Here is an 18,304-nt window from a genome sequence, read left to right as displayed (position 1 = left end):
TCGTGCGGCGCGGCCGACCCGCGCGAGGCCGGTCCTTGTGTGCAGCGGCGGGGAGCCGTCCGAAGACCGGCCCCGCGACCTCAGCTCGCCGGGAGGGGCGGGAGTTCGCGGGTGCGCTCGTATTCGGCGAGCTGGGCGATGCGGCGGGCGTGGCGCTCGTTGCCCGAGAACGGGGTGGTCAGGAACGCCTCGGCCATGGCCGTGGCTTCGTCGAGGGTGTGCTCGCGGCCGCCGATGCTCAGCACGTTCGAGTCGTTGTGCTGGCGGGCGAGCTGGGCGATCTCGACCTTCCAGGCCAGCGCCGAGCGGACGCCGGCGATCTTGTTCGCGGCGATCTGCTCGCCGTTGCCGGAGCCGCCGATGACGATGCCCAGGCTGCCCTCGTCCGCCACCACCTTGGCCCCGGTGGCCAGGCAGAACGCCGGGTAGTCGTCCTCGGGGTCGTAGACGTGCGGTCCGACGTCGACGACGTCGTAGCCCTGCTTGCCGAGGTGATTGACCAGGTGCATCTTCAACTCGTAGCCGGCGTGATCGGAACCCAGGTAGACGCGCATGACCGCAGTCTGTCAAACCGCGATCAGAACGTCAGCGCGGCCCGCAGGCTCACGGCGATCTGGTCCGCCGCGGCCCGCGCCGCGTCGAAGAGGGCGAGCTTGCGGACGAAGCCGTGGTTGACGCCCGCATACCGGACGTGGACCACCGGCACCCCCGCGCTGAGCAGCACATCCGCGTAGTCGGCGCCCTCGTCGCGCAGGACGTCGTACTCCGCGGTGAGCAGCAGGGTCGGCGGCATGCCGGCCAGGTCGGCCACCGCCAGCGGCGCCACGTCCGGGCTGAAGCGCTGCGCCGGCTCGGGCACGAACGCCTCCCACGCCAGCCGCATCGACGCCCGGTCGAGGCCGTGCCCGCCGACCTCGTCGTACGACTCCGAGGCCGTCATTGGGTCGATCGCCGGGTAGATCAGCACCTGGTAGTCGAGCGGGGTGGCGGCGTCGCGCTGACGGCGGGCGGCGACCGTGGCGAGCTGACCGCCCGAGCTGTCCCCGCCGATCGCCAGCCGGGACGGGTCGACGCCGAGACCCGCGCCCTCCTTGCGGACCCAGCCCAGCACCGTCTCGACGTCCTCCAGTGCCGCCGGGAAGACGTGCTCCGGGGCCAGGCGGTAGCCCACCGACAGGACGGCGCAGCCCGAGCGGTCCGCGATGCGCCGGCAGAGCCGGTCCACCGTCTCCACGCTGCCGTAGCACCAGCCGCCGCCGTGCACGTAGACGAAGACGGGCGCGTTGGTGCGGGCCGCGTACAGCCGGCAGGGCACGCCGTCGGCATCCACGTCGACCACGACGGGCAGCGGGATGGCCGGGCCGCACTCGGCCTCGTTGGACTCCTCCATCGCCTGGCGGGCGAAGAGCAGCTGCTCGTACGGGTCAGCGGCGAGCACCTCGGCACTGGGCCGCTGGCGGATCGCGAGTGATGCCTCGACCTGGGGGTGGAGCATCAGTCGAGCTGGGCCAGGACCAGGCCGCCGCGGGCCTTGGGGGTGAACCAGGTGCTCTTGCGGGGCAGCTTCTGCCGGGCCAGGTTGACCGCCACGAAGTCCTCGACGGTGACCGGGGCGACCAGCACGGCCAGCTCGGCCCGGCCGGCGTCGACCTCACCGCGCAGCCACTCGGCCGGGTAGTCGCCACCGATGTAGGAGACCCGCTTGTCGCCCGGGTCGAGCCCGAGCACGTCACCGAGCAGGATGCGCTCCACCAGGGCGTGGTCCAGGTTTTCCACCGGGGAGGAGCCCGGCGCCGGGGGCAGGACGACCGAGTACGAGCGGCCGGCCGCGTACAGCTCGATCGTGCCCTTGGTGGGCACCGTCGCGGGACGCGGCAGCTCCTCGACCCGGGCACCGGCCGCGGTCAGGCGGGCGGCGAAGTCGGCGTCCGGGAGCTCGGCGATCAGCCGGTTGTAGGGCTGGATCGCGACCGAGGCCGGGGTGGTGACGACCGCCAGGAAGCGCGGCAGCCCGCCGGTCTGCGCGGCCAGGCTGCGGTGGTTGCCGTCCGCGACGACCAGCTCGCCGCCGCCGGCCAGCGCGGTCAGCTCGTCCTGCAACGGACCGGCAGGAATCACCCAGATGGCGTGCGTGCGGCCGCTCTGGTCGGTGTCGGTCGCGGCCGGCGCACCGGCGGCGTCGCTCGCCGCGGCCAGCGCGGCGTGCAGCTCCTCGCCCTTGCCGGTCTGCAGCAGCAGCACCGGGGAGAGCAGGGTCTGCAGGGCGTCGGCCAGGGCGACGCGCTCGCGCACCTTGGCGATGAACACGTCCTCGTTGCGGATGACCAGCCCGGGCTCGTCGGCGCTGGTGGAGATCTGGTCGGTGTCGACCAGCGCCCAGAGACCGTACGCCGTGGGCTCGCCGGCCGCGGTGATCCGGTAGAGGACCACCACCTGCTCAGCGGGCGTGTAACTGCCCTCGGCCTTGTCCCGTGCGAGCCGCTGGGCGGCGTCGCCGAGGCAGTCGAGGAACGGCTTGCCCAGGGACTCGGGTGCCCGGTGGGGCATCTCGATGGCGAGCGCGCTGTGCGGGTTCGCGGCGATGATCCCGGTGATCTCGGCGTCGTCGGCGAACTCGTCGTAGTTCTGCGCGCCGGTGCCGCCAGTGGTGATCCAGGCCCGGCTGATCGGGTGCACGACCGTCATGCCGCGAACCTACCGACCGGCTGTGACAGTCGTGCGCACACCCCGGTGTGTTCCCACGCTCACTTCGAGCGGCGGGCCCTGCCGTACGCGGGCACGGACGGCATGTTGCCGCGCATCTTGGCCTGCTTCGCCTTGCGGACCGCCGCGACGGGCGGGCCCGCCTCGGCCACCGGGAAGGCGGTGACAGTGACGGGCGGCGCCACCATCGCGGCGACATCCGCCGGCAGATTGGGGCAGAAGCTGTCCCACACGCCACGATGCACAGCGATCGTGGAAGTGGCAACGCTGTCGGACTCGGCCATCAGAGCCTCCGGTCAGATGTGGTTCTCACTACATCCAACGACTGGCCGGAGGCTCAGGTGGCGATTCAGTCGAAGATCGGGTCCTGTTCGCGGCTGCGCTTGAGCTCGTAGAAGCCCGGCGTGCCCGCGACGAGCAGGACGCCGTCCCAGAGCTTGCCCGCTGCCTCGCCCTTCGGGGCCGGCGTGACCACCGGGCCGAAGAAGGCGACCTTCTCCCCTTCGACCGGGCCCGGCGCGTGGATCACCGGCGTGCCGACGTCCGTGCCGACCGGCTTCATACCGGCGTCGTGGCTGGCCTTCAGCGCGTCGTCCCAGGCGTCGCTGCCGGCCGCGTCGGCCAGCGCCGGGTCGAGGCCCACCTCGGTCAGCGCCTCGGTGTAGAGCTTCTCGTCCAGCTCGTACTTCTGCAGGTGGATACGGGTGCCGAGGGCCGTGTACAGGTCGCGCAGGACCTGCGGGCCGGCGGCTTCGGCGGCGGCGATACAGACCCGGACCGGGCCCCATCCCTTGGCCATGAGGTCCTGGTACTGCTCGGGCAGGTCACGGCCCGAGTTGAGCACTGAGAGACTCATGACGTTGAACGTGATGTCGACCGGCCGGACCTTCTCCACCTCGAGCAGCCAGCGCGAGGTCATCCAGGCCCAGGGGCAGATCGGGTCGAACCACATGTCGACCGCGGAGCGTTCAGTCATACCTCTGATCCTGCCCCTTTCCGCCCGCACCCGGCGGTGACATGCGCCACCGGTCAAGCGCATAGGGTGACGTGGAAAGCTCTAGGTCGGGGCGACGAAGCCTGGACCAGCATGGAGGAGAGTGAACGTGGCCGGAGTTCGTAACCTGACCCAGGTCGAGGCCGCCGAGCGGGCCCGCCTGCTCGAGGTGACCGGGTACGACATCGCCTTGGACCTGACCGACGGCCAGGGCGGGCCCGGGGCCGGCACGTTCCGGTCGACCACCGAGGTCACGTTCCGCTGCGCCGAGCCCGGCGCCGAGACGTTCATCGAGGTGGCGGCGGCGAGTGTCCGGTCCGCGGTGCTCAACGGCACCCCGGTGGACCTGTCCGGCTGGTCGGCCGAGCGGGGCCTGACCCTGAGCGGCCTGGCGGCGGACAACACCCTGGTCGTCGACGCCGACTTCGCGTACTCGGCGAGCGGGCAGGGCCTGCAGCGCAGCGAGGACCCGGTCGATCAGGAGATCTACCTGTACAGCCAGTTCGAGACGGCCGACGCCCAGCGGGTCTACGCCGCCTTCGACCAGCCCGACCTGAAGAGCATCTTCACCTGGCACGCCACGGTCCCGGGACACTGGAAAGTCGTGTCCAACATGCCCGTGGACTCCACGGCCGAGGCCGCCGGCGGCGCCAAGACGGTGCATTTCAGCACGTCGCCGCGGATGAGCACGTACATCACCGCGCTCTGCGCCGGGCCGTACCACGAGGTGCGTGACAGTCACGACGGCATTGAGCTGGGCATCTTCTGCCGGGCCTCGATGGCGCAGTATCTCGACCCGGACGACCTGTTCCTGATCACCAAGCAGGGCTTCGACTTCTTCCACGAGCAGTTCGGCGTGCGGTACCCGCTGCCCAAGTACGACCAGCTCTGGGTGCCCGATTTCAACGCCGGCGCGATGGAGAACTTCGGCTGCGTCACGCACGCCGAGGCGCACTACATCTTCCGCTCGCAGGTCACCGACTACGAGTACGAGCAGCGCGCCAACACGATCCTGCACGAGCTGGCCCACATGTGGTTCGGCGACCTGGTCACCATGCGCTGGTGGAACGACCTGTGGCTGAACGAGTCGTTCGCCGAGTGGGCCAGCCACTGGTGCAACACCTCGGCGACCCGCTTCACCGACGCGTGGTCGACGTTCCTGTCCGTCCGCAAGGCCTGGGGCTACCGCCAGGACCAGCTCTCCTCGACCCACCCGGTCTACTGCGAGATGCCGGACCTGGAGGCCGTCGAGGTCAACTTCGACGGCATCACGTACGCCAAGGGCGCGAGCGTCATCAAGCAGCTCGTCGCGTACGTCGGGCTGGACTCGTTCCGGGCCGGGCTGCGGGCGTACTTCCAGCGGCACGCCTGGGGCAACGCCACCTTCGACGACCTGCTCACCGAGCTGGAGACAGCGTCCGGCCGGGAGCTGCGCAAGTTCGCCGCCCAGTGGCTGGAGACGGCCCAGGTCAACACGTTGCGCCCGGTGCTGACCATCGGCGGCGACGGCGCGTACGAGAAGGTCGTGGTCAAGCAGGAGGCGCCCGCCGCCTATCCCACGCTGCGCACCCACCGCATCGGCGTCGGCCTCTACGACGTGCAGGGCGACCGGCTGGTGCGCCGTGACCTGCTCGAGATCGACGTGAGCGGCGAGGAGACCGAGATCCCCGCGCTGGCCGGCGTGCCGGCCGCGGACGTGCTGCTGCTCAACGACGACGACCTGACGTACGCGAAGCTGCGCCTGGACGAGCGTTCGATGGCCGCGGTCGTGCAGCACATCGACGGTTTCGAGTCGTCCCTGCCGCGGGCGCTGTGCTGGGCCGCGGCCTGGGACATGCTGCGCGACGCCGAGCTGGCCGCCCGCGACTACCTGGCCCTGGTCGGCACCGGCCTGCCCAAGGAACGCGACATCAACCTGACCACCGCGACCCTGCGGCAGGCGGCCACGACGCTGACCATGTACGCGGACCCGGCGTGGGCGCCGACCGGCTGGGCGCTGCTCGCCGACACCGCCCGGGCGGCGCTGGCGGCGGCCGAGCCGGGCAGCGGTTTCCAGCTCGCCTGGGCGCGCGCCTTCATCAACGCCGGCCGCGGCGAGGACGACCTCGTGGTGCTCCGCGGCTGGCTGTCCGGCGCCGGCGTGCCCGAGGGGCTGACCATCGACACCGAGCTGCGCTGGTCGCTGCTGGAGGCGCTGGCGGCCCGGGGCGCGGCGACCGAGGAGGAGATCGCCGAGGAGCTGGCCGCGGACCGGACGGCCAGCGGTGAGCGGGAGGCGGCGCTGGCCCGGGCCCTGCTGCCGACCCCGGAGAACAAGGCGCGGGTGTGGGCGCAGCTGACCGGCGACGAGAAGCTGGCGAACTGGCTCAGCCGGTCGCTGCTCCAGGGTTTCCAGACGTCGTCGCAGGTGGAGCTGACCGCGCCGTACGCGCCGAAGTTCTTCGAGGTGGTCGACGACGTGTGGGCGCGTTCCGACAGTGAGCCCGCGCAGGAGTTCGCGATGCTGGCCTACCCGGCGTACCAGGTCAGCGAGGAGACGGTCGCGCTGACCGACGCCTGGCTGGCCGGCGACGGGCACTCCCCCTCGCTGCGCCGGCTGGTGGCCGAGGGCCGGGACGGTGTGCTGCGGGCGCTGAAGGCCCGGGCGAAGGACGCCTCCGCCGGTTGATGAGTTTGTGCGGGTCGTGCGGGACTGAATCCGCACGACCCGCGAAACTTACGGCGCCCGAAACCCGGCGGAAACAACTCAGCGTGAGTACGCTGGCACTCCACGGCGTTGGAGGTGGTCCGGTGGCGATCGGTACGAACTCACTGCCGAGGTGGACCGCCCCGGACGGCCGCTGGACGGAACCGGACCTGCACCTGTTCCCGCAGGACGGCCACCGCTACGAGATCGTCGACGGCAGCCTGCACGTCACCCCACCGCTGGACGGCCCGCACGAGGCCGTCGTCCGGGCCGTGCTGACCACGTTGCGCGGCGCCGCCCCGAGCGGCTGGTGGATCTGCGCCCGGCTCGGCATCGAGGCCGGAGCCAGCAATCTGATCCCGGACGTGACCGTGCTGAAGCCGCAGTCGTCCGGTGCGATCTGGGCCGACCCGGCCGACGTCGCGTGCGTGATCGAGGTCGAGACCGACACCAGCCGCCGCTACGACCGGCTGCTCAAGCCCACCCTGTACGCCGACGCGGGCATCGCCGCCTACTGGCGGATCGAGCCGGACCCGGCGCCGGTGCTGCACACCTACGCCCTGGGACCCGAGGGCTACCTGCCCCGGCAGACGATTCGGGGCGACGACCTGGTGCAGGTCGACGCCCCGTTCCCGGTCCGGGTCGCCCCGTCCGCCTGGCTCTAGTGCCGGCCGGCGTGTGACGCCAGCTGGTCCAGCCCGGCGAGCACGCCCCCGGCGAGGTCACCGCCGGCGAACGACGCGGCCATCGACAGCGCCGCCAGCTTGGCGTCGCGGTCGGAGATGCGCTTGCGGGCGTCGCTGCCGGTGACGATCTCCAGGACCCGCTGGTTCGGCGAGATGGCGACCAGGACGGCCTTGGCCGCGCCGTCGAGCTGGCGGTGCAGCTGCTCGGCATACTCCCGGGTCGGCTCCTCGAAGTCGCCGATGTAGACGCTGAAGGTCAGGCCGGTCTGCTGGTCGGCGACGCGCAGCGCCTCGTCCAGGCGCAGCAGCTGCCGGGTGGTGAACGGCCCGTCCAGCGCGTCGACGCCCGCGTCGGACGTCGACAGCTCGGGCTCCTCGCTCAGGGTCGGGCCGCCGGGCTCGTCCAGCGCGGTCAGCGGCTGCTCGGCGGGGCCGCTGACGATGGCCTGGTGCTCACCAACGGTCACTTGCGCCTCCTGTGGTGCCGGGCCGCACCTGCATGCCCGTGGCGTCCTCCAGGACACCCGGGGGCAGCTCCGGAGCGGACGAGGTCTTGCCGCCGAACGCCGGGCTCACCTGCGCCGGCGACGCGAGGAACCAGATCGGCTTGAAGTCGTACGGCCGGCCGGGACGGTAGCGGCGCGCGGGCCGGCTCCGGCTGGAACCGGCGGCGACGAGCGCCGCGACAACGACGATGACACCCAACGGGATGATCGCGTAGATGAGAAGCGTGCTGAATATCGACAACCTCAACGCCCCCAGGCGTCATAAGGAACCGGGCCAATTCACTGTGTTCCCAGTGATCCGAACGTCAATCACGGTAGCGGAGTGCGGGTCGTCGCGGAGCGTCGGGTGTCAACACTCATAAGCGGGATCTCCGCAGCCACGCGAAAACGGCCCGGAGGTGCGAAAATCACCCCCATGAGCCGTCCGTGAAGTTCGTGCCCCGGACGGCAGGAGGGGGAGGTCATGCGCACACCCGTCCCGGCCGCGCTGGCGGCGCTGGCTCTGGCCCTGCCGATGGTGCTGATCGACGACATCCCTGCTCACGCGGCCGGTGTCTTCGTGGAGACCAACCCGAGCACGGTCCGCGCCGGCGACGAGGTCGGCATCCGGGCGAGCTGTGACGACAACCTCAAAGCGGCGACGGTCACCACGGATCCGACCGGCGCGGTCATCGTCTCCCCCCGGTACGGCTTCCTGACGGCGACCGCACGGGTGCCGGCCACGACCGACGCCGGTGACTACGACGTCACCCTGGAATGCCCCGACGGCAAGACCGCCAAGAGCACGATGCACGTGGTGCTGCGGGTCGAGCCGGCACGCGGACCGGCGACCGGTGGTGGCGGCACCGCGGGTGGCGGATCGGCGCCGTTCCTGATCGGCGGCGGGCTGGCGGCGCTGGCCGCGGGTGTCGCGCTGAGCGTGGTGGCCGCGCGCCGCCGCCGGTTCGGCTGAGGGGCGGCGGATGACCCGCCGGGCGATCTCCGGGTCGACGCCTCCTCCTGGGCCACGGATGCCCGAGTCGGTGCTGCGCCGCCGGCCGGCCGAGATCGTGGCCCGGCCCCAATCCCGACCCCGACCCCAACCCCGACCGGAGCCCCGGCCCGCTCCCGCCGGGGTACCGGCCGACTCGCCCCAGCCCCGGGCCGCTCCGGCGGAGGTTCCGGCCGGCCGGCCTTCGCCCAAGCCCCGGCCAGCCCCGGCAGGGGCGCTGGCTCGCAGGCCTTCGCCCGGCCCCGTGGCCGCCGCCCAGCCCGGGCCCGCCACCCGGCTGATGCCGCCCGCCCGGCGGCCGACTGCCCCGGCCACCCGCCGTCCGATGCCGGCCACCCGCCGGCCGATGCCGCTCGGCTTGATGGCCGCGATCCTGGTCTTCGTCGGCCTCTTCACAGTCGGCGCCGGCCTCGGCGCAGCAACCGGCTTCGACCTGAGCGAGCTGTTCCGCGGCCCGGACAAGCCCCCACCCCGGGCGTTCCCGGTCCTGGACCCCAGCCCGCCCAAGCGCCTAACGATCCCTTCGATCAAGGTCGAGGCGCCGATCCTGCACGTCGGGCGGGCCAAGGACGGCTCGGTCGACGTGCCGCCGTTGCAGCGCCACAACGAGGCGGGCTGGTTCGATCAGGGCCCGACCCCGGGGCAGTTCGGCCCGGCGCTGATCGTCGGCCACGCGGACACCCGGTCGGGCCCGTCAGTCTTCTTCAACCTGGGCAAGCTCAAGGCCGGGCAGAAGATCGAGGTGCTCCGCGAGGACGACTCGGTGGCGATCTTCCAGATCAACTCGGTCGAGCACTTCAGCAAGGAGAAGCTGCCGGTCAAGCGGGTCTACGGCGACTACAGCCGGCCGTCGCTGCGGCTGCTGACCTGCGGCGGCAAGTGGCTGGGCGGCAAGCAGGGCTACAGCGACAACGTGGTGGTCTTCGCCAGCCTGGTGAGCGCGAAGGACACGTAGCCGGCGCCCGCTACGCGGCTTCGGCCGCCAGCGGCTTGGGCAGGTCGAGCCAGTCCGCCCAGCGGGGGTCGGGGGTGCGGTGGCCGAGCACGCGCCAGGCGACGCCGCGCGGGGCGGCCGGGGGTGAGTGCAGGCGCCAGCCCAGCTCCGCCGGGGTCTTGTCGCCCTTGCTGTGGTTGCACTTGGCGCAGGCGGCGACCACGTTCTCCCAGGCGTGCAGCCCACCGCGGCTGCGCGGGAACACGTGGTCGATGGTCTCGGCCGAGCCGCGGCAGTAGGCGCAGCGGCCGCCGTCCCGGGCGAAGATCGCCCGCCGGGAAAGTCCGACGTGGGTGCGGTACGGAACCTTCACGTACCTGGTGAGCCGGACCACCGACGGCACCGGGAGAGTGTGGTGTGCACTGTGCAGGATGCCGTCGCCGTCGGAGACGCACTCGGCTTTCGACGTCAACACCAGGATGGTCGCCCGACGCACCGATACGACGCACAGCGGCTCGTAGGTAGCGTTCAACACCAACGCGGAGGAGCCCACTGTGGGTCGTATGTCAGGCATCGCGATCACCCTTCGGTGTAGGTGCTAGCAACCGCTCCCGTGTGCTGATCGTCATGACGCGAGCGCCGGATGTACCGGTGCTCGTGGCCCAATAGTCCCTGATGAATGACGAATTGGCGAGCACAATCTGTGGCTGGACCGTAAACGTCTGAGGTCTCCGCGGGAGATGTCCGGTTCCACTGCGGGGTGTCCGGCCCGGTAGGTTAGGGCCCCGTGATTCCGCTGGCCCCCATCCCCGCCCCTTCCGGCTCCGCCGAACCGTTCTTCAACGGGACGCCGGACGTCTCGGAGAGCTGCAAGGCCGACGCGCTCTGCACCTGGGTGTTGGACAAGACCGACATCCAGTGGCTGGCCAACAGCAGCTACGTGTTCATCCTCAAGCCGCTGCGGATCATCGCGATCATCCTCATCGCGGTGCTCATCCGGTGGCTGCTGCACCGCGGCATCCGCCGGCTGACCGCCACCACGTCGCGGGCCGCCATGCCGGCGCTGCTCAAGCCGCTGCGGGAGCGGGCCGACAAGCAGCAGGAAGCCGCGGAGAACACGTTCATCCCCGAGCGCCGCCGGCAGCGGGCCGAGGCGATCGGCTCGGTGCTGCGCAGCTTCGTCACCGCCGTGGTCTTCACCATGGCCGCGCTGCTGGTCATGGGCGAGCTCGGCTTCAACCTGGGCCCCCTGCTGGCCAGCGCCGGCATCGTCGGTGTGGCCCTGGGCTTCGGCGCACAGAGCCTGGTCAAGGATCTGATCGCGGGCCTGTTCATGCTGCTGGAGGACCAGTACGGCGTCGGCGACTCGGTGGACCTGGGCGACGCGGTCGGGGTCGTGGAGACCGTCGGGCTGCGGGTGACCACCGTGCGGGACATGCGCGGCGTGCTCTGGTACATCCGCAACGGCGAGATCATCCGGGTCGGCAACAAGAGCCAGGGCTGGGCGATGGTGGTCATCGACATCCCGATCGGCTTCGTCAACTCCGAGGAGGCCACCTCGGTGCTGCGCCGGGCCGCGCTGGCTCTCGCCGAGGAGCCGGAGCACGCGACCGAGTTCCTGGAGCCGCCGGACGTGATCGGGGTCGAGCAGCTGACCGTCGACGGCGCGGTGATCCGCACGATCGCCAAGACCACCGCGGACGGTCAGCCGATCGTGCAGCGCGAGTTGCGGCGCCGGCTCACCGAGGCGCTGGAGACCTCCGGCATCTCCGAACGGATCGCCGTTTCGCGGATGTTGCCCCGCTCGGCGGTTCCCCCGACGTTTTCCAGCGGGCCGAGTGACCCTTCCGGTACCCCGGGTGGTGCGACCTGACCTGGGCTTACGGCATGATGGGGGAGGTCCGGCCTCGGCCGAACGGCCGATGTTCGCCCCGTATGCCCTAGCCAGGACTCGGACGATCGGGCAGAATCGTGCAAAGAGCATCTGCACTTGCAGCGGCACGTTCGCGCGGGATCTGAGCACCCCGATTTTCCCCCGGACGTGTCCGACCGGCGGTGATCCCGCCGGTCGTCGCGATCGATGGAGGGTCCAGGTGTCGGACGACCGACGCGCTGCGCAGCCGGCCCACCGGGCCGGGGACGCTGCGGAGCCGGATGGTCCCGTCACCTTCCGAGACCTCTTCGCGATCCGCGAATACCGAGCGGTCTATTTCTCGCTCGTCGTCAACTGGCTCGGTGACTATCTGGCCCGGGCCGCCATCACCGTGCTGGTCTACCAGCAGTCCGATTCGGTGCTGCTGTCCGCGGCGTCCTTCGCGATCAGCTATCTGCCGTGGATCGTGGGCGGGCCGGTGCTGGCGGCGCTCGCGGAGCGGTATCCGTACCGCCGGGTCATGATCGTCGCCGATCTGACCCGGGCCGTGCCGATCGCGCTCATCGCCCTGCCCGGCATGCCGGTCTATGCGATTCTCATCCTGCTCTTCGTGGCCATGCTGGGGGCGCCGCCCACGCAGGCGGCCCGCTCGGCGCTGCTGCCGCTGATCCTGGACCGCCGCCGGCTCGTCAGCGGGCTCGCGGTCAACGCCTCCACCTCGCAGGCCGCGCAGGTGTTCGGCTATCTGGTCGGCGCCTTCATCGCGACCAGCATCAACGCCCGGCTCGGCATCGCGCTGGACGCGGTCTCCTTCATCATCTCGGCCGCGATCATCGCGCTGTGGGTGCATCCGCGGCCGGCCGCCGCCGGCCCGGACCACCGCCGGCACCTGCTGCGGGAGACCGGCGAAGGCTTCCGGCTGGTTTTCGGTACGCCGTTGCTGCGCTCGATCGCCCTCATGGTGTTCGGGCTGACCACCCTCACGATCCTGCCCGAGGGCCTGGCCGCCGGCTGGGCCGCGGTGTTCGACAAGGATCCGGCCGCCCGGGGCTTCGACCAGGGTCTGATCATGGCGGCCGGCCCGGTCGGTTTTGTGATCGGCGGGCTGGTGGTCGGCCGGCTGGTCAGTCAGCCCGACCGCATCCGCCTGGTCAAACCCCTCGCCGTGCTGACCCCGCTGGCCCTCGCGCTGACCGCGTTCGCGCCCAACGCCACCACGGTGGCCGTGCTGGCGGCGGTCTCCGGCGTCGCCCAGGGCGGTCTCATGCCCACCCTGAACGGCGAGTTCGTGCTCGCCCTCCCGCACGGCTACCGCGCCCGGGCGTACGCGGTCATGCAGGGCGGGGTGCAGTTCACCCAGTTCTTCGCGGTGGTGGCGACCGGTGCGCTGGCCCAGTTCTCCTCCATCCCGCTGGTTGTCGGCCTGTGGAGTCTCGGCGGCCTGGCCCTGATGGTGGTGCTCGTGGCCCGGCGGCCGACCTATGGGGTCGCCGACGTCCCGGTCCCAGCCGGACCGGCCAAGGCAACGCGCGTCACACCCGGCCCGGCTAGGCACCGTGCGGCTGGCAAACTGGATCGGTGAGCGCATCCAGCGAGGAACCGGAAGTCAGCTTCTTCGAGGCCGTCGGCGGCGAGCCGACCTTCCGCCGGCTCGTCGACGCCTTTTACGAGGGGGTCGCGCAGGATCCCGTGCTGCGCCCGATGTATCCCGAGGAGGATCTGGGTCCGGCGGCGGAACGGCTGACGCTGTTCCTGATGCAGTACTGGGGCGGCCCGAACACGTACTCGGCCCAGCGTGGGCACCCGCGGCTGCGGATGCGGCACGCGCCGTTCACGGTCGGTCCGGCCGAGCGGGACGCCTGGCTGCTGCACATGCGCGCCGCGGTCGACTCGCTCGGCCTGCCGGAGCCGCACCACAGCGCCCTCTGGGACTATCTGGAGCGCGCCGCGTACTTCATGGTCAACAAGATGGACGCGCATCCCGGAGGTCAACCCGCTCGTTGATCGGGTGAACGACGCGATCGTCACTTCACCGACGTCGCGGTCCCGATCCCTGGAGCTGACCGATGCGCCGCCGTTTGTTCGCTGCCACCGCGCTGACCTGCGCCGCTCTGCTGGGCGCGACGCCCGCCGCGGCTGACATGGCCCAACCGGCGGTGGTCTCGGCCAATCCGGTCGACTTCACGCCGCACGTCCTGGACGGCACGGTGTGGGCGCTGGCGGTGGTCGGGGACACGGTCGTCGTCGGCGGCAGCTTCACCAAGGTCCAGGACAGCGCGCGGAAAACCACCTACGCCCGGAAGAACATTTTCGCGTACGGGCTGAAGGACGGTGCGGTGCGCTCGTTCGCCCCCGCCGTCGACGCCGCGGTCTACTCCCTGGCCGCCGGGGCGAGCAACACCGTCTACCTGGGCGGTGGCTTCAAGACCGTCAACGGTGCTGCCCAGCGGGGTGTCGCCCGGGTCGCGGTCAGCACCGGCGCCCGGATCACCGCCTTCGGCGCGAAGATCAACTGGGGTGACGTCCGCGCCCTGAGCGCCCGGGGCAGCAAGCTCTACGCCGCCGGCACCTTCTCGGCGATCAACGGCGTCACCCGGGTCGGGCTGGCCCGGATGGACGCGGGCACCGGCGCGGTCGACCCCGGGTTCGACGCCAAGCTGTCCGCCCCCGGCCTGAGCCGGACCCGGGTCGAGCACTTCGACATCTCCCCCGACGGCACCCGGCTGATCGCGGTCGGCGCGCTGCTCAAGTCCGGCACGGCCGCCCGCAACCAGATCGCCATGTTCGACGTCGCCGGCCCCGCGGCCGTGCTGACCAGCTGGTACACCGACGCGTACGCGCCGCCGTGCCTGCAGGGCTTCGACACGTACCTGCGGCAGGTGAAGTTCTCCCCCGACGGCAAGTACCTCGTCGTCGCGGCGACCGGCCGGGCCTCCTCGCCGACCAAGCTGTGCGACTCGGCGGCCCGCTTCGAGGCCACCGGCGGCGGCCGGCACAACCCGACCTGGGTGCAGCGCACCGGCGGCGACTCGCTCTACGCGGTCGCGGTGACCGGCAGCGCCGTGTACGTCGGCGGCCACCAGCGTTACCTGGACAACCCGTACGGCAGCGACGCCAAGGGCCCCGGCCCGGGCGCCGTTCCGCGGGTCGGCATCGGCGCGCTCAACCCGTCCACCGGCAAGGCGCTGGGCTGGAACCCGAGCCGGGACCGCGGGGTCGGCGTGCGGGCGTTCCAGGTCGTGCCCGAGGGTCTGATCGTCGGCTCGGACACCGACAAGCTGGGCCGCGAGTTCCACGGCCGGATCGGCATGTTCCCGCCCGGCTGAGCCCGGACACGGAAAAGGGCCCCGTGATCCGGGGCCCTCTTTCATTCCTCCGTCAGAGCAGTGCGCCCTCGTCGTGCAGCCAGTCGACGAACGAGGTCGCGACGGCCGCGCCGCAGTCGAGCATCTCCACCAGCAGCGGGTCGTGGGCACCCGAGGCGAGCGGCACCTGCAGTTCCGCGTAGATCGGCAGCTGTCCGCGTTCGGTGGGATCGCCGACGTAGGCCTTGCAGAAGCGGCGGGTGTGGTTCCACTCGTTGACCACGCGGTACGCGCGGTCGGCCCAGTCCGGCGGGACGGTCGCGTGCGGACGGGCCCGCATGACCAGGATCTCGTCGTCGGGGCCTTCGAGCGTGAACAGCACGGCGTGCCGTTCCCACATGGCCAGCAGGCTGCCACCGCCGTCGGCCAGGAACCGGATATCGAGCAGATCGAGGGCCTTGCCGATCCGGGCCAGATCGACCGGAGCGACCTGCTCCGGCTCGTCGATCGAGGAAAGATCAGCGGAGGACATCGAAGAGTGTCCCGGCTCACGCTGCGTCGGCACTCCGACGCGGACGCTGCTCTGCAACGCCACTTCGCCGCCGGTCTCGGGCTCATCGCCTCCGGCCGACCCGGGACGCCATGACCACCACGGCATCGTTGTGCACCTCACTCCCCAGCAGGCCCGCCGCCGGACGTAGCGGTGGACCTCGGGGCGACGGTACCCGTACAGGTCGCGGAGGTCATCCCCTCAAAGGGAGGGCGCGACCGGACGACCGATGCAGCATCACCCTTTCGGGCGACCCCCTATAGGCATGACGGTCAATACTTGGACCGGCTGTAGCCACGCGACTCCATATGGTGCAGAAAGTCCCACCCAGCGTCCCGCCACGCACACTCGCGCCGCCGAGGTCTGCTTGTCGGCGGGACCGAGAAAGCCCATCCGCGACACCGCCTGGACGAGTCGCTGGGAGACCTCCACCGGCTCCCCGCCGAGGCGCGTGACGACGAGCGCGACATGATCGAGCAAGGCGTCGCGCACGGCGCGCTGCCCGACCGCGCGACCGGCCAGACCACCCGCGGTCACCTCACGCAAGGTGCCGGCCGCCGCCTCGGCCAGCCGGCTCAACTCGGCCGACGCCACCGCTTCGACCGTTGTGGATCGCGCCGGCGGCAACGGCCAGCGCCAGTCGGCGTCCCGCCGCGTCGGCAGCTCAGGGCTCTGCGTGGCCAACGCCGCGAGCAGCTCAGCCGCCGGCACCGTGGCATCACCCGGGCCCGGCCCGGCCACCAGGCGGGTGACCAGCACACCCCAGGGCAGCACCGCCCACAGCGCGGTGTGCTCCCCCGCCGACCGCAGCCGGACGAGCACGTTTCGGTCCAGCCGGGTCAGCCGGGCCAGGAAAGCCCCCGCGTCCGCGACGCCGGCGATGCCGTGGGCGGCCATCCTCAAATCTCCAGGTACGGCGTGAGGAAATCCCGCTCGGCGTCGGTCAGCCGGCGCGGGAACTGCTCGGCCAGGTTGAACGGCACGCAGACCGACTTCGCCCGGCTGGCCAGCACATCCTCGTCGAACAACTCGTAGCTCACGGTGAAGCTCGCCGCCCGCAGCTCGGAGATCCACAGCTCGATCCGGACCGCCTCGCCGTAGTCGACCGGGCGCAGATAGTCGACCTCGTGCCGGGAGATGACGATCCCGTCCTCGAACGACGTCAGGCCCTTGGCCCGGGCGCCGACGAAGAACATGGCAACGCGCGCCTCCTCGTACAGGGTGAGGAAGCGCGCGTTGTTGACGTGGCCGTACGCGTCCATGTCGGACCAGCGCACGGCCGCGTCATAGGTGAACCTAGTCACGCGTCAGCTTGCGGTAAGTAACCCGGTGGGGGCGGGCAGCGTCGGCGCCGAGACGGTCGATCTTGTTCTTCTCGTACGCGTCGTAGTTGCCCTCGAACCAGAACCACTTGTCCGGGTCCTCGTCGGTGCCCTCCCACGCGAGCATGTGCGTGGTGATCCGGTCCAGGAACATCCGGTCGTGGGAGATGACCACAGCGCAGCCCGGGAACTCCAGCAGCGCGTTCTCCAGGCTGGACAGCGTCTCCACGTCCAGGTCGTTCGTCGGCTCGTCGAGCAGCAGCACGTTGCCGCCGATCTTCAGGGTCATCGCCAGGTTGAGCCGGTTGCGCTCACCACCGGACAGGACCTTGACCGGCTTCTGCTGGTCCGGGCCCTTGAAACCGAACGCGGCGACGTAGGCGCGGGACGGCATCTCGACCTTGCCGACCATCATGTGGTCCAGCCCGTCGGACACGACCTCCCACACCGTCTTGGACCCGTCGAGGCCGGAACGGCTCTGGTCCACGTACGACAGCTTGACGGTCTCGCCGACCCGGACCTGGCCCTCGTCCGGCTGCTCGAGCCCGACGATGGTCTTGAACAGCGTGGTCTTGCCGACGCCGTTCGGGCCGATGATGCCGACGATGCCGTTGCGCGGCAGCGAGAACGACAGGTGGTCGATGAGCACCCGGTCGTCGAAGCCCTTGACCAGGTCCTTCGTCTCGATCACCGTGTTGCCCAGGCGCGGGCCCGGCGGGATCTGGATCTCCTCGAAGTCGAGCTTGCGGGTCTTCTCGGCCTCGGTGGCCATCTCCTCGTAGCGGTCGAGTCGGGCCTTGGACTTGGTCTGCCGGGCCTTGGCGTTGGAGCGCACCCACTCGAGCTCGTTCTCGAGGCGCTTCTGCAGCTTCTGGTCCTTGCGGCCCTGCAGCTTGAGGCGGGCGGCCTTCTTGTCGAGGTACGTCGAGTAGTTGCCCTCGTACGGGAACGCGCGGCCGCGGTCCAGCTCGAGGATCCAGGTCGCGACGTTGTCCAGGAAGTACCGGTCGTGCGTGATGGCGATGACCGTGCCGGCGTACTTGGCGAGGTGCTGCTCCAGCCACTGCACGCTCTCGGCGTCCAGGTGGTTGGTGGGCTCGTCGAGCAGCAGCAGGTCGGGCGCCTCGAGCAGCAGCTTGCACAGCGCGACGCGGCGGCGCTCACCACCGGAGAGCTGGGTGACGTCGGCGTCCGGCGGCGGGCACCGCAGGGCGTCCATGGCCAGCTCGAGCTGGGAGTCGACGTCCCACGCGTTGGAGTGGTCGAGCTCCTCCTGGAGCTTGCCCATCTCCTCCATCAGCTCGTCGGTGTAGTCGGTGGCCATCTGCTCGGCGATCTTGTTGAACCGCTCGAGCTTGGCCTTGGTCTCCGCGACCGCCTCCTCGATGTTGCCGAGGACGGTCTTGGCGTCGTTGAGCGGGGGCTCCTGGGCGAGCATGCCGACGGAGTAGCCCGGCATGAGCCGCGCCTCGCCGTTGCTCACGGTGTCGACACCGGCCATGATCTTCAACAGGCTGGACTTACCGGCGCCGTTGGGGCCGACCACACCGATCTTGACGCCGGGCAGGAAGTTGAGCGTCACATTGTCGAGCACGACCTTGTCGCCGTGCGCCTTGCGCGCCTTTTCCAGGACGTAGATGAACTGGGCCACGGTGCGGCCTACCTCCGAGATCGTGATTTCCGGTTGCCGGAACGAAAGACCAATCTTTCCAGGTCGCCACCGGCCACCTACAACAACCCCGACCACGCCGCCC

General features: G+C 70.9%; 20 protein-coding genes. 8 read left to right on the top strand and 12 right to left on the bottom strand.

Annotated elements, in window-relative coordinates; translation table 11 throughout:
* Positions 1-80 precede the first annotated feature (80 nt).
* From ACQP2Y_RS07550 to ACQP2Y_RS07530, 5 genes are all read right to left on the bottom strand, one after another.
* A complete protein-coding gene (locus ACQP2Y_RS07550) occupies positions 81-554 on the bottom strand; it encodes a ribose-5-phosphate isomerase (protein WP_212989805.1) in 474 nt (157 codons plus the stop codon).
* 23 nt (positions 555-577) lie between these two features.
* Positions 578-1,495 carry an alpha/beta hydrolase gene (locus tag ACQP2Y_RS07545; protein WP_433725819.1) on the bottom strand — a complete coding sequence of 306 codons (918 nt, stop codon included), beginning with the start codon at positions 1,493-1,495 and terminating at the stop codon, positions 578-580.
* Entirely contained in the window at positions 1,495-2,685 is a 1,191-nt protein-coding gene (locus tag ACQP2Y_RS07540; RefSeq protein ID WP_433725817.1) for a DUF1015 family protein, read from the bottom strand. The genes ACQP2Y_RS07545 and ACQP2Y_RS07540 overlap by 1 nt, the downstream gene beginning before the upstream one ends.
* Positions 2,686-2,744: 59 nt before the next feature.
* On the bottom strand, positions 2,745-2,987 hold the full coding sequence (locus tag ACQP2Y_RS07535) for a hypothetical protein (protein WP_212989802.1): 243 nt from the start codon (positions 2,985-2,987) through the stop codon (positions 2,745-2,747).
* A 65-nt stretch (positions 2,988-3,052) separates the two neighbouring features.
* Positions 3,053-3,679 (bottom strand): mycothiol-dependent nitroreductase Rv2466c family protein, encoded by a 627-nt coding sequence (locus ACQP2Y_RS07530; RefSeq protein WP_433725814.1) that lies wholly within the window; start codon positions 3,677-3,679, stop codon positions 3,053-3,055.
* 127 nt (positions 3,680-3,806) lie between these two features.
* Between ACQP2Y_RS07530 and pepN the strand changes: the two genes are divergently transcribed.
* Both pepN and ACQP2Y_RS07520 read left to right on the top strand, forming a co-directional pair.
* On the top strand, positions 3,807-6,365 hold the full coding sequence (pepN, locus tag ACQP2Y_RS07525; protein WP_433725812.1) for an aminopeptidase N: 2,559 nt from the start codon (positions 3,807-3,809) through the stop codon (positions 6,363-6,365).
* Positions 6,366-6,487: 122 nt separating this feature from the next.
* Complete coding sequence (locus ACQP2Y_RS07520) at positions 6,488-7,048, top strand: Uma2 family endonuclease (protein ID WP_433725810.1); 561 nt, start codon at positions 6,488-6,490, stop codon at positions 7,046-7,048.
* Here ACQP2Y_RS07520 and ACQP2Y_RS07515 read toward each other — a convergent pair.
* Both ACQP2Y_RS07515 and ctaJ read right to left on the bottom strand, forming a co-directional pair.
* Complete coding sequence (locus ACQP2Y_RS07515; protein ID WP_433731813.1) at positions 7,045-7,452, bottom strand: DUF5130 family protein; 408 nt, start codon at positions 7,450-7,452, stop codon at positions 7,045-7,047. The two genes, ACQP2Y_RS07520 and ACQP2Y_RS07515, sit on opposite strands and share 4 nt — an antisense overlap.
* Positions 7,453-7,522: 70 nt before the next feature.
* Positions 7,523-7,816: an aa3-type cytochrome oxidase subunit CtaJ gene (gene ctaJ / locus ACQP2Y_RS07510; protein ID WP_433725808.1), complete on the bottom strand. Its 294-nt coding sequence runs from the start codon at positions 7,814-7,816 to the stop codon at positions 7,523-7,525.
* A gap of 222 nt (positions 7,817-8,038) precedes the next feature.
* Between ctaJ and ACQP2Y_RS07505 the strand changes: the two genes are divergently transcribed.
* Together ACQP2Y_RS07505 and ACQP2Y_RS07500 are read left to right on the top strand one after the other, a co-directional pair.
* Positions 8,039-8,527 carry a hypothetical protein gene (locus ACQP2Y_RS07505; RefSeq protein ID WP_433725806.1) on the top strand — a complete coding sequence of 163 codons (489 nt, stop codon included), beginning with the start codon at positions 8,039-8,041 and terminating at the stop codon, positions 8,525-8,527.
* Positions 8,528-8,912: 385 nt separating this feature from the next.
* A complete protein-coding gene (locus tag ACQP2Y_RS07500; protein WP_433725804.1) occupies positions 8,913-9,521 on the top strand; it encodes a class F sortase in 609 nt (202 codons plus the stop codon).
* Positions 9,522-9,531: 10 nt separating this feature from the next.
* Here the strand turns inward: ACQP2Y_RS07500 and ACQP2Y_RS07495 are convergent, their stop codons facing one another.
* Entirely contained in the window at positions 9,532-10,074 is a 543-nt protein-coding gene (locus ACQP2Y_RS07495; RefSeq protein WP_433725802.1) for an HNH endonuclease, read from the bottom strand.
* A 213-nt stretch (positions 10,075-10,287) separates the two neighbouring features.
* Here ACQP2Y_RS07495 and ACQP2Y_RS07490 point away from each other — a divergent pair, with 213 nt between their 5' ends.
* The 4 genes from ACQP2Y_RS07490 to ACQP2Y_RS07475 all read left to right on the top strand — a co-directional run bounded on the left by ACQP2Y_RS07490 (position 10,288) and on the right by ACQP2Y_RS07475 (position 14,699).
* Positions 10,288-11,373: a mechanosensitive ion channel family protein gene (locus tag ACQP2Y_RS07490; RefSeq protein ID WP_433725800.1), complete on the top strand. Its 1,086-nt coding sequence runs from the start codon at positions 10,288-10,290 to the stop codon at positions 11,371-11,373.
* A 220-nt stretch (positions 11,374-11,593) separates the two neighbouring features.
* Positions 11,594-12,955: an MFS transporter gene (locus ACQP2Y_RS07485; protein ID WP_433725798.1), complete on the top strand. Its 1,362-nt coding sequence runs from the start codon at positions 11,594-11,596 to the stop codon at positions 12,953-12,955.
* Positions 12,952-13,377, top strand: coding sequence for a globin (locus ACQP2Y_RS07480; RefSeq protein WP_433725796.1), 426 nt, complete (start codon positions 12,952-12,954; stop codon positions 13,375-13,377). Before ACQP2Y_RS07485 ends, ACQP2Y_RS07480 begins: the two co-directional genes overlap by 4 nt.
* A gap of 62 nt (positions 13,378-13,439) precedes the next feature.
* Entirely contained in the window at positions 13,440-14,699 is a 1,260-nt protein-coding gene (locus tag ACQP2Y_RS07475) for a delta-60 repeat domain-containing protein (protein WP_433725794.1), read from the top strand.
* A 52-nt stretch (positions 14,700-14,751) separates the two neighbouring features.
* On the opposite strand, the gene ACQP2Y_RS07470 is transcribed toward ACQP2Y_RS07475, so the two are convergent.
* The 4 genes from ACQP2Y_RS07470 to ettA all read right to left on the bottom strand — a co-directional run bounded on the left by ACQP2Y_RS07470 (position 14,752) and on the right by ettA (position 18,201).
* A complete protein-coding gene (locus ACQP2Y_RS07470; protein ID WP_360554898.1) occupies positions 14,752-15,336 on the bottom strand; it encodes a YbjN domain-containing protein in 585 nt (194 codons plus the stop codon).
* Positions 15,337-15,465: 129 nt separating this feature from the next.
* Positions 15,466-16,125, bottom strand: a complete 660-nt coding sequence (locus ACQP2Y_RS07465) for a hypothetical protein (protein ID WP_433725792.1) — start codon at positions 16,123-16,125, stop codon at positions 15,466-15,468.
* Positions 16,126-16,127: 2 nt separating this feature from the next.
* On the bottom strand, positions 16,128-16,490 hold the full coding sequence (locus ACQP2Y_RS07460) for an acyl-CoA thioesterase (RefSeq protein ID WP_433731811.1): 363 nt from the start codon (positions 16,488-16,490) through the stop codon (positions 16,128-16,130).
* Positions 16,491-16,524: 34 nt separating this feature from the next.
* Complete coding sequence (ettA, locus tag ACQP2Y_RS07455; RefSeq protein ID WP_433725790.1) at positions 16,525-18,201, bottom strand: energy-dependent translational throttle protein EttA; 1,677 nt, start codon at positions 18,199-18,201, stop codon at positions 16,525-16,527.
* Positions 18,202-18,304: the final 103 nt, after the last annotated feature.

This window comes from Actinoplanes sp. CA-051413, from assembly GCF_050955795.1.
In the GTDB taxonomy this organism is placed as follows: domain Bacteria; phylum Actinomycetota; class Actinomycetes; order Mycobacteriales; family Micromonosporaceae; genus Actinoplanes.
The sequence above is the reverse complement of the archived record's forward strand: the minus strand, read 5'-3'. Positions and strand labels throughout refer to the sequence as shown.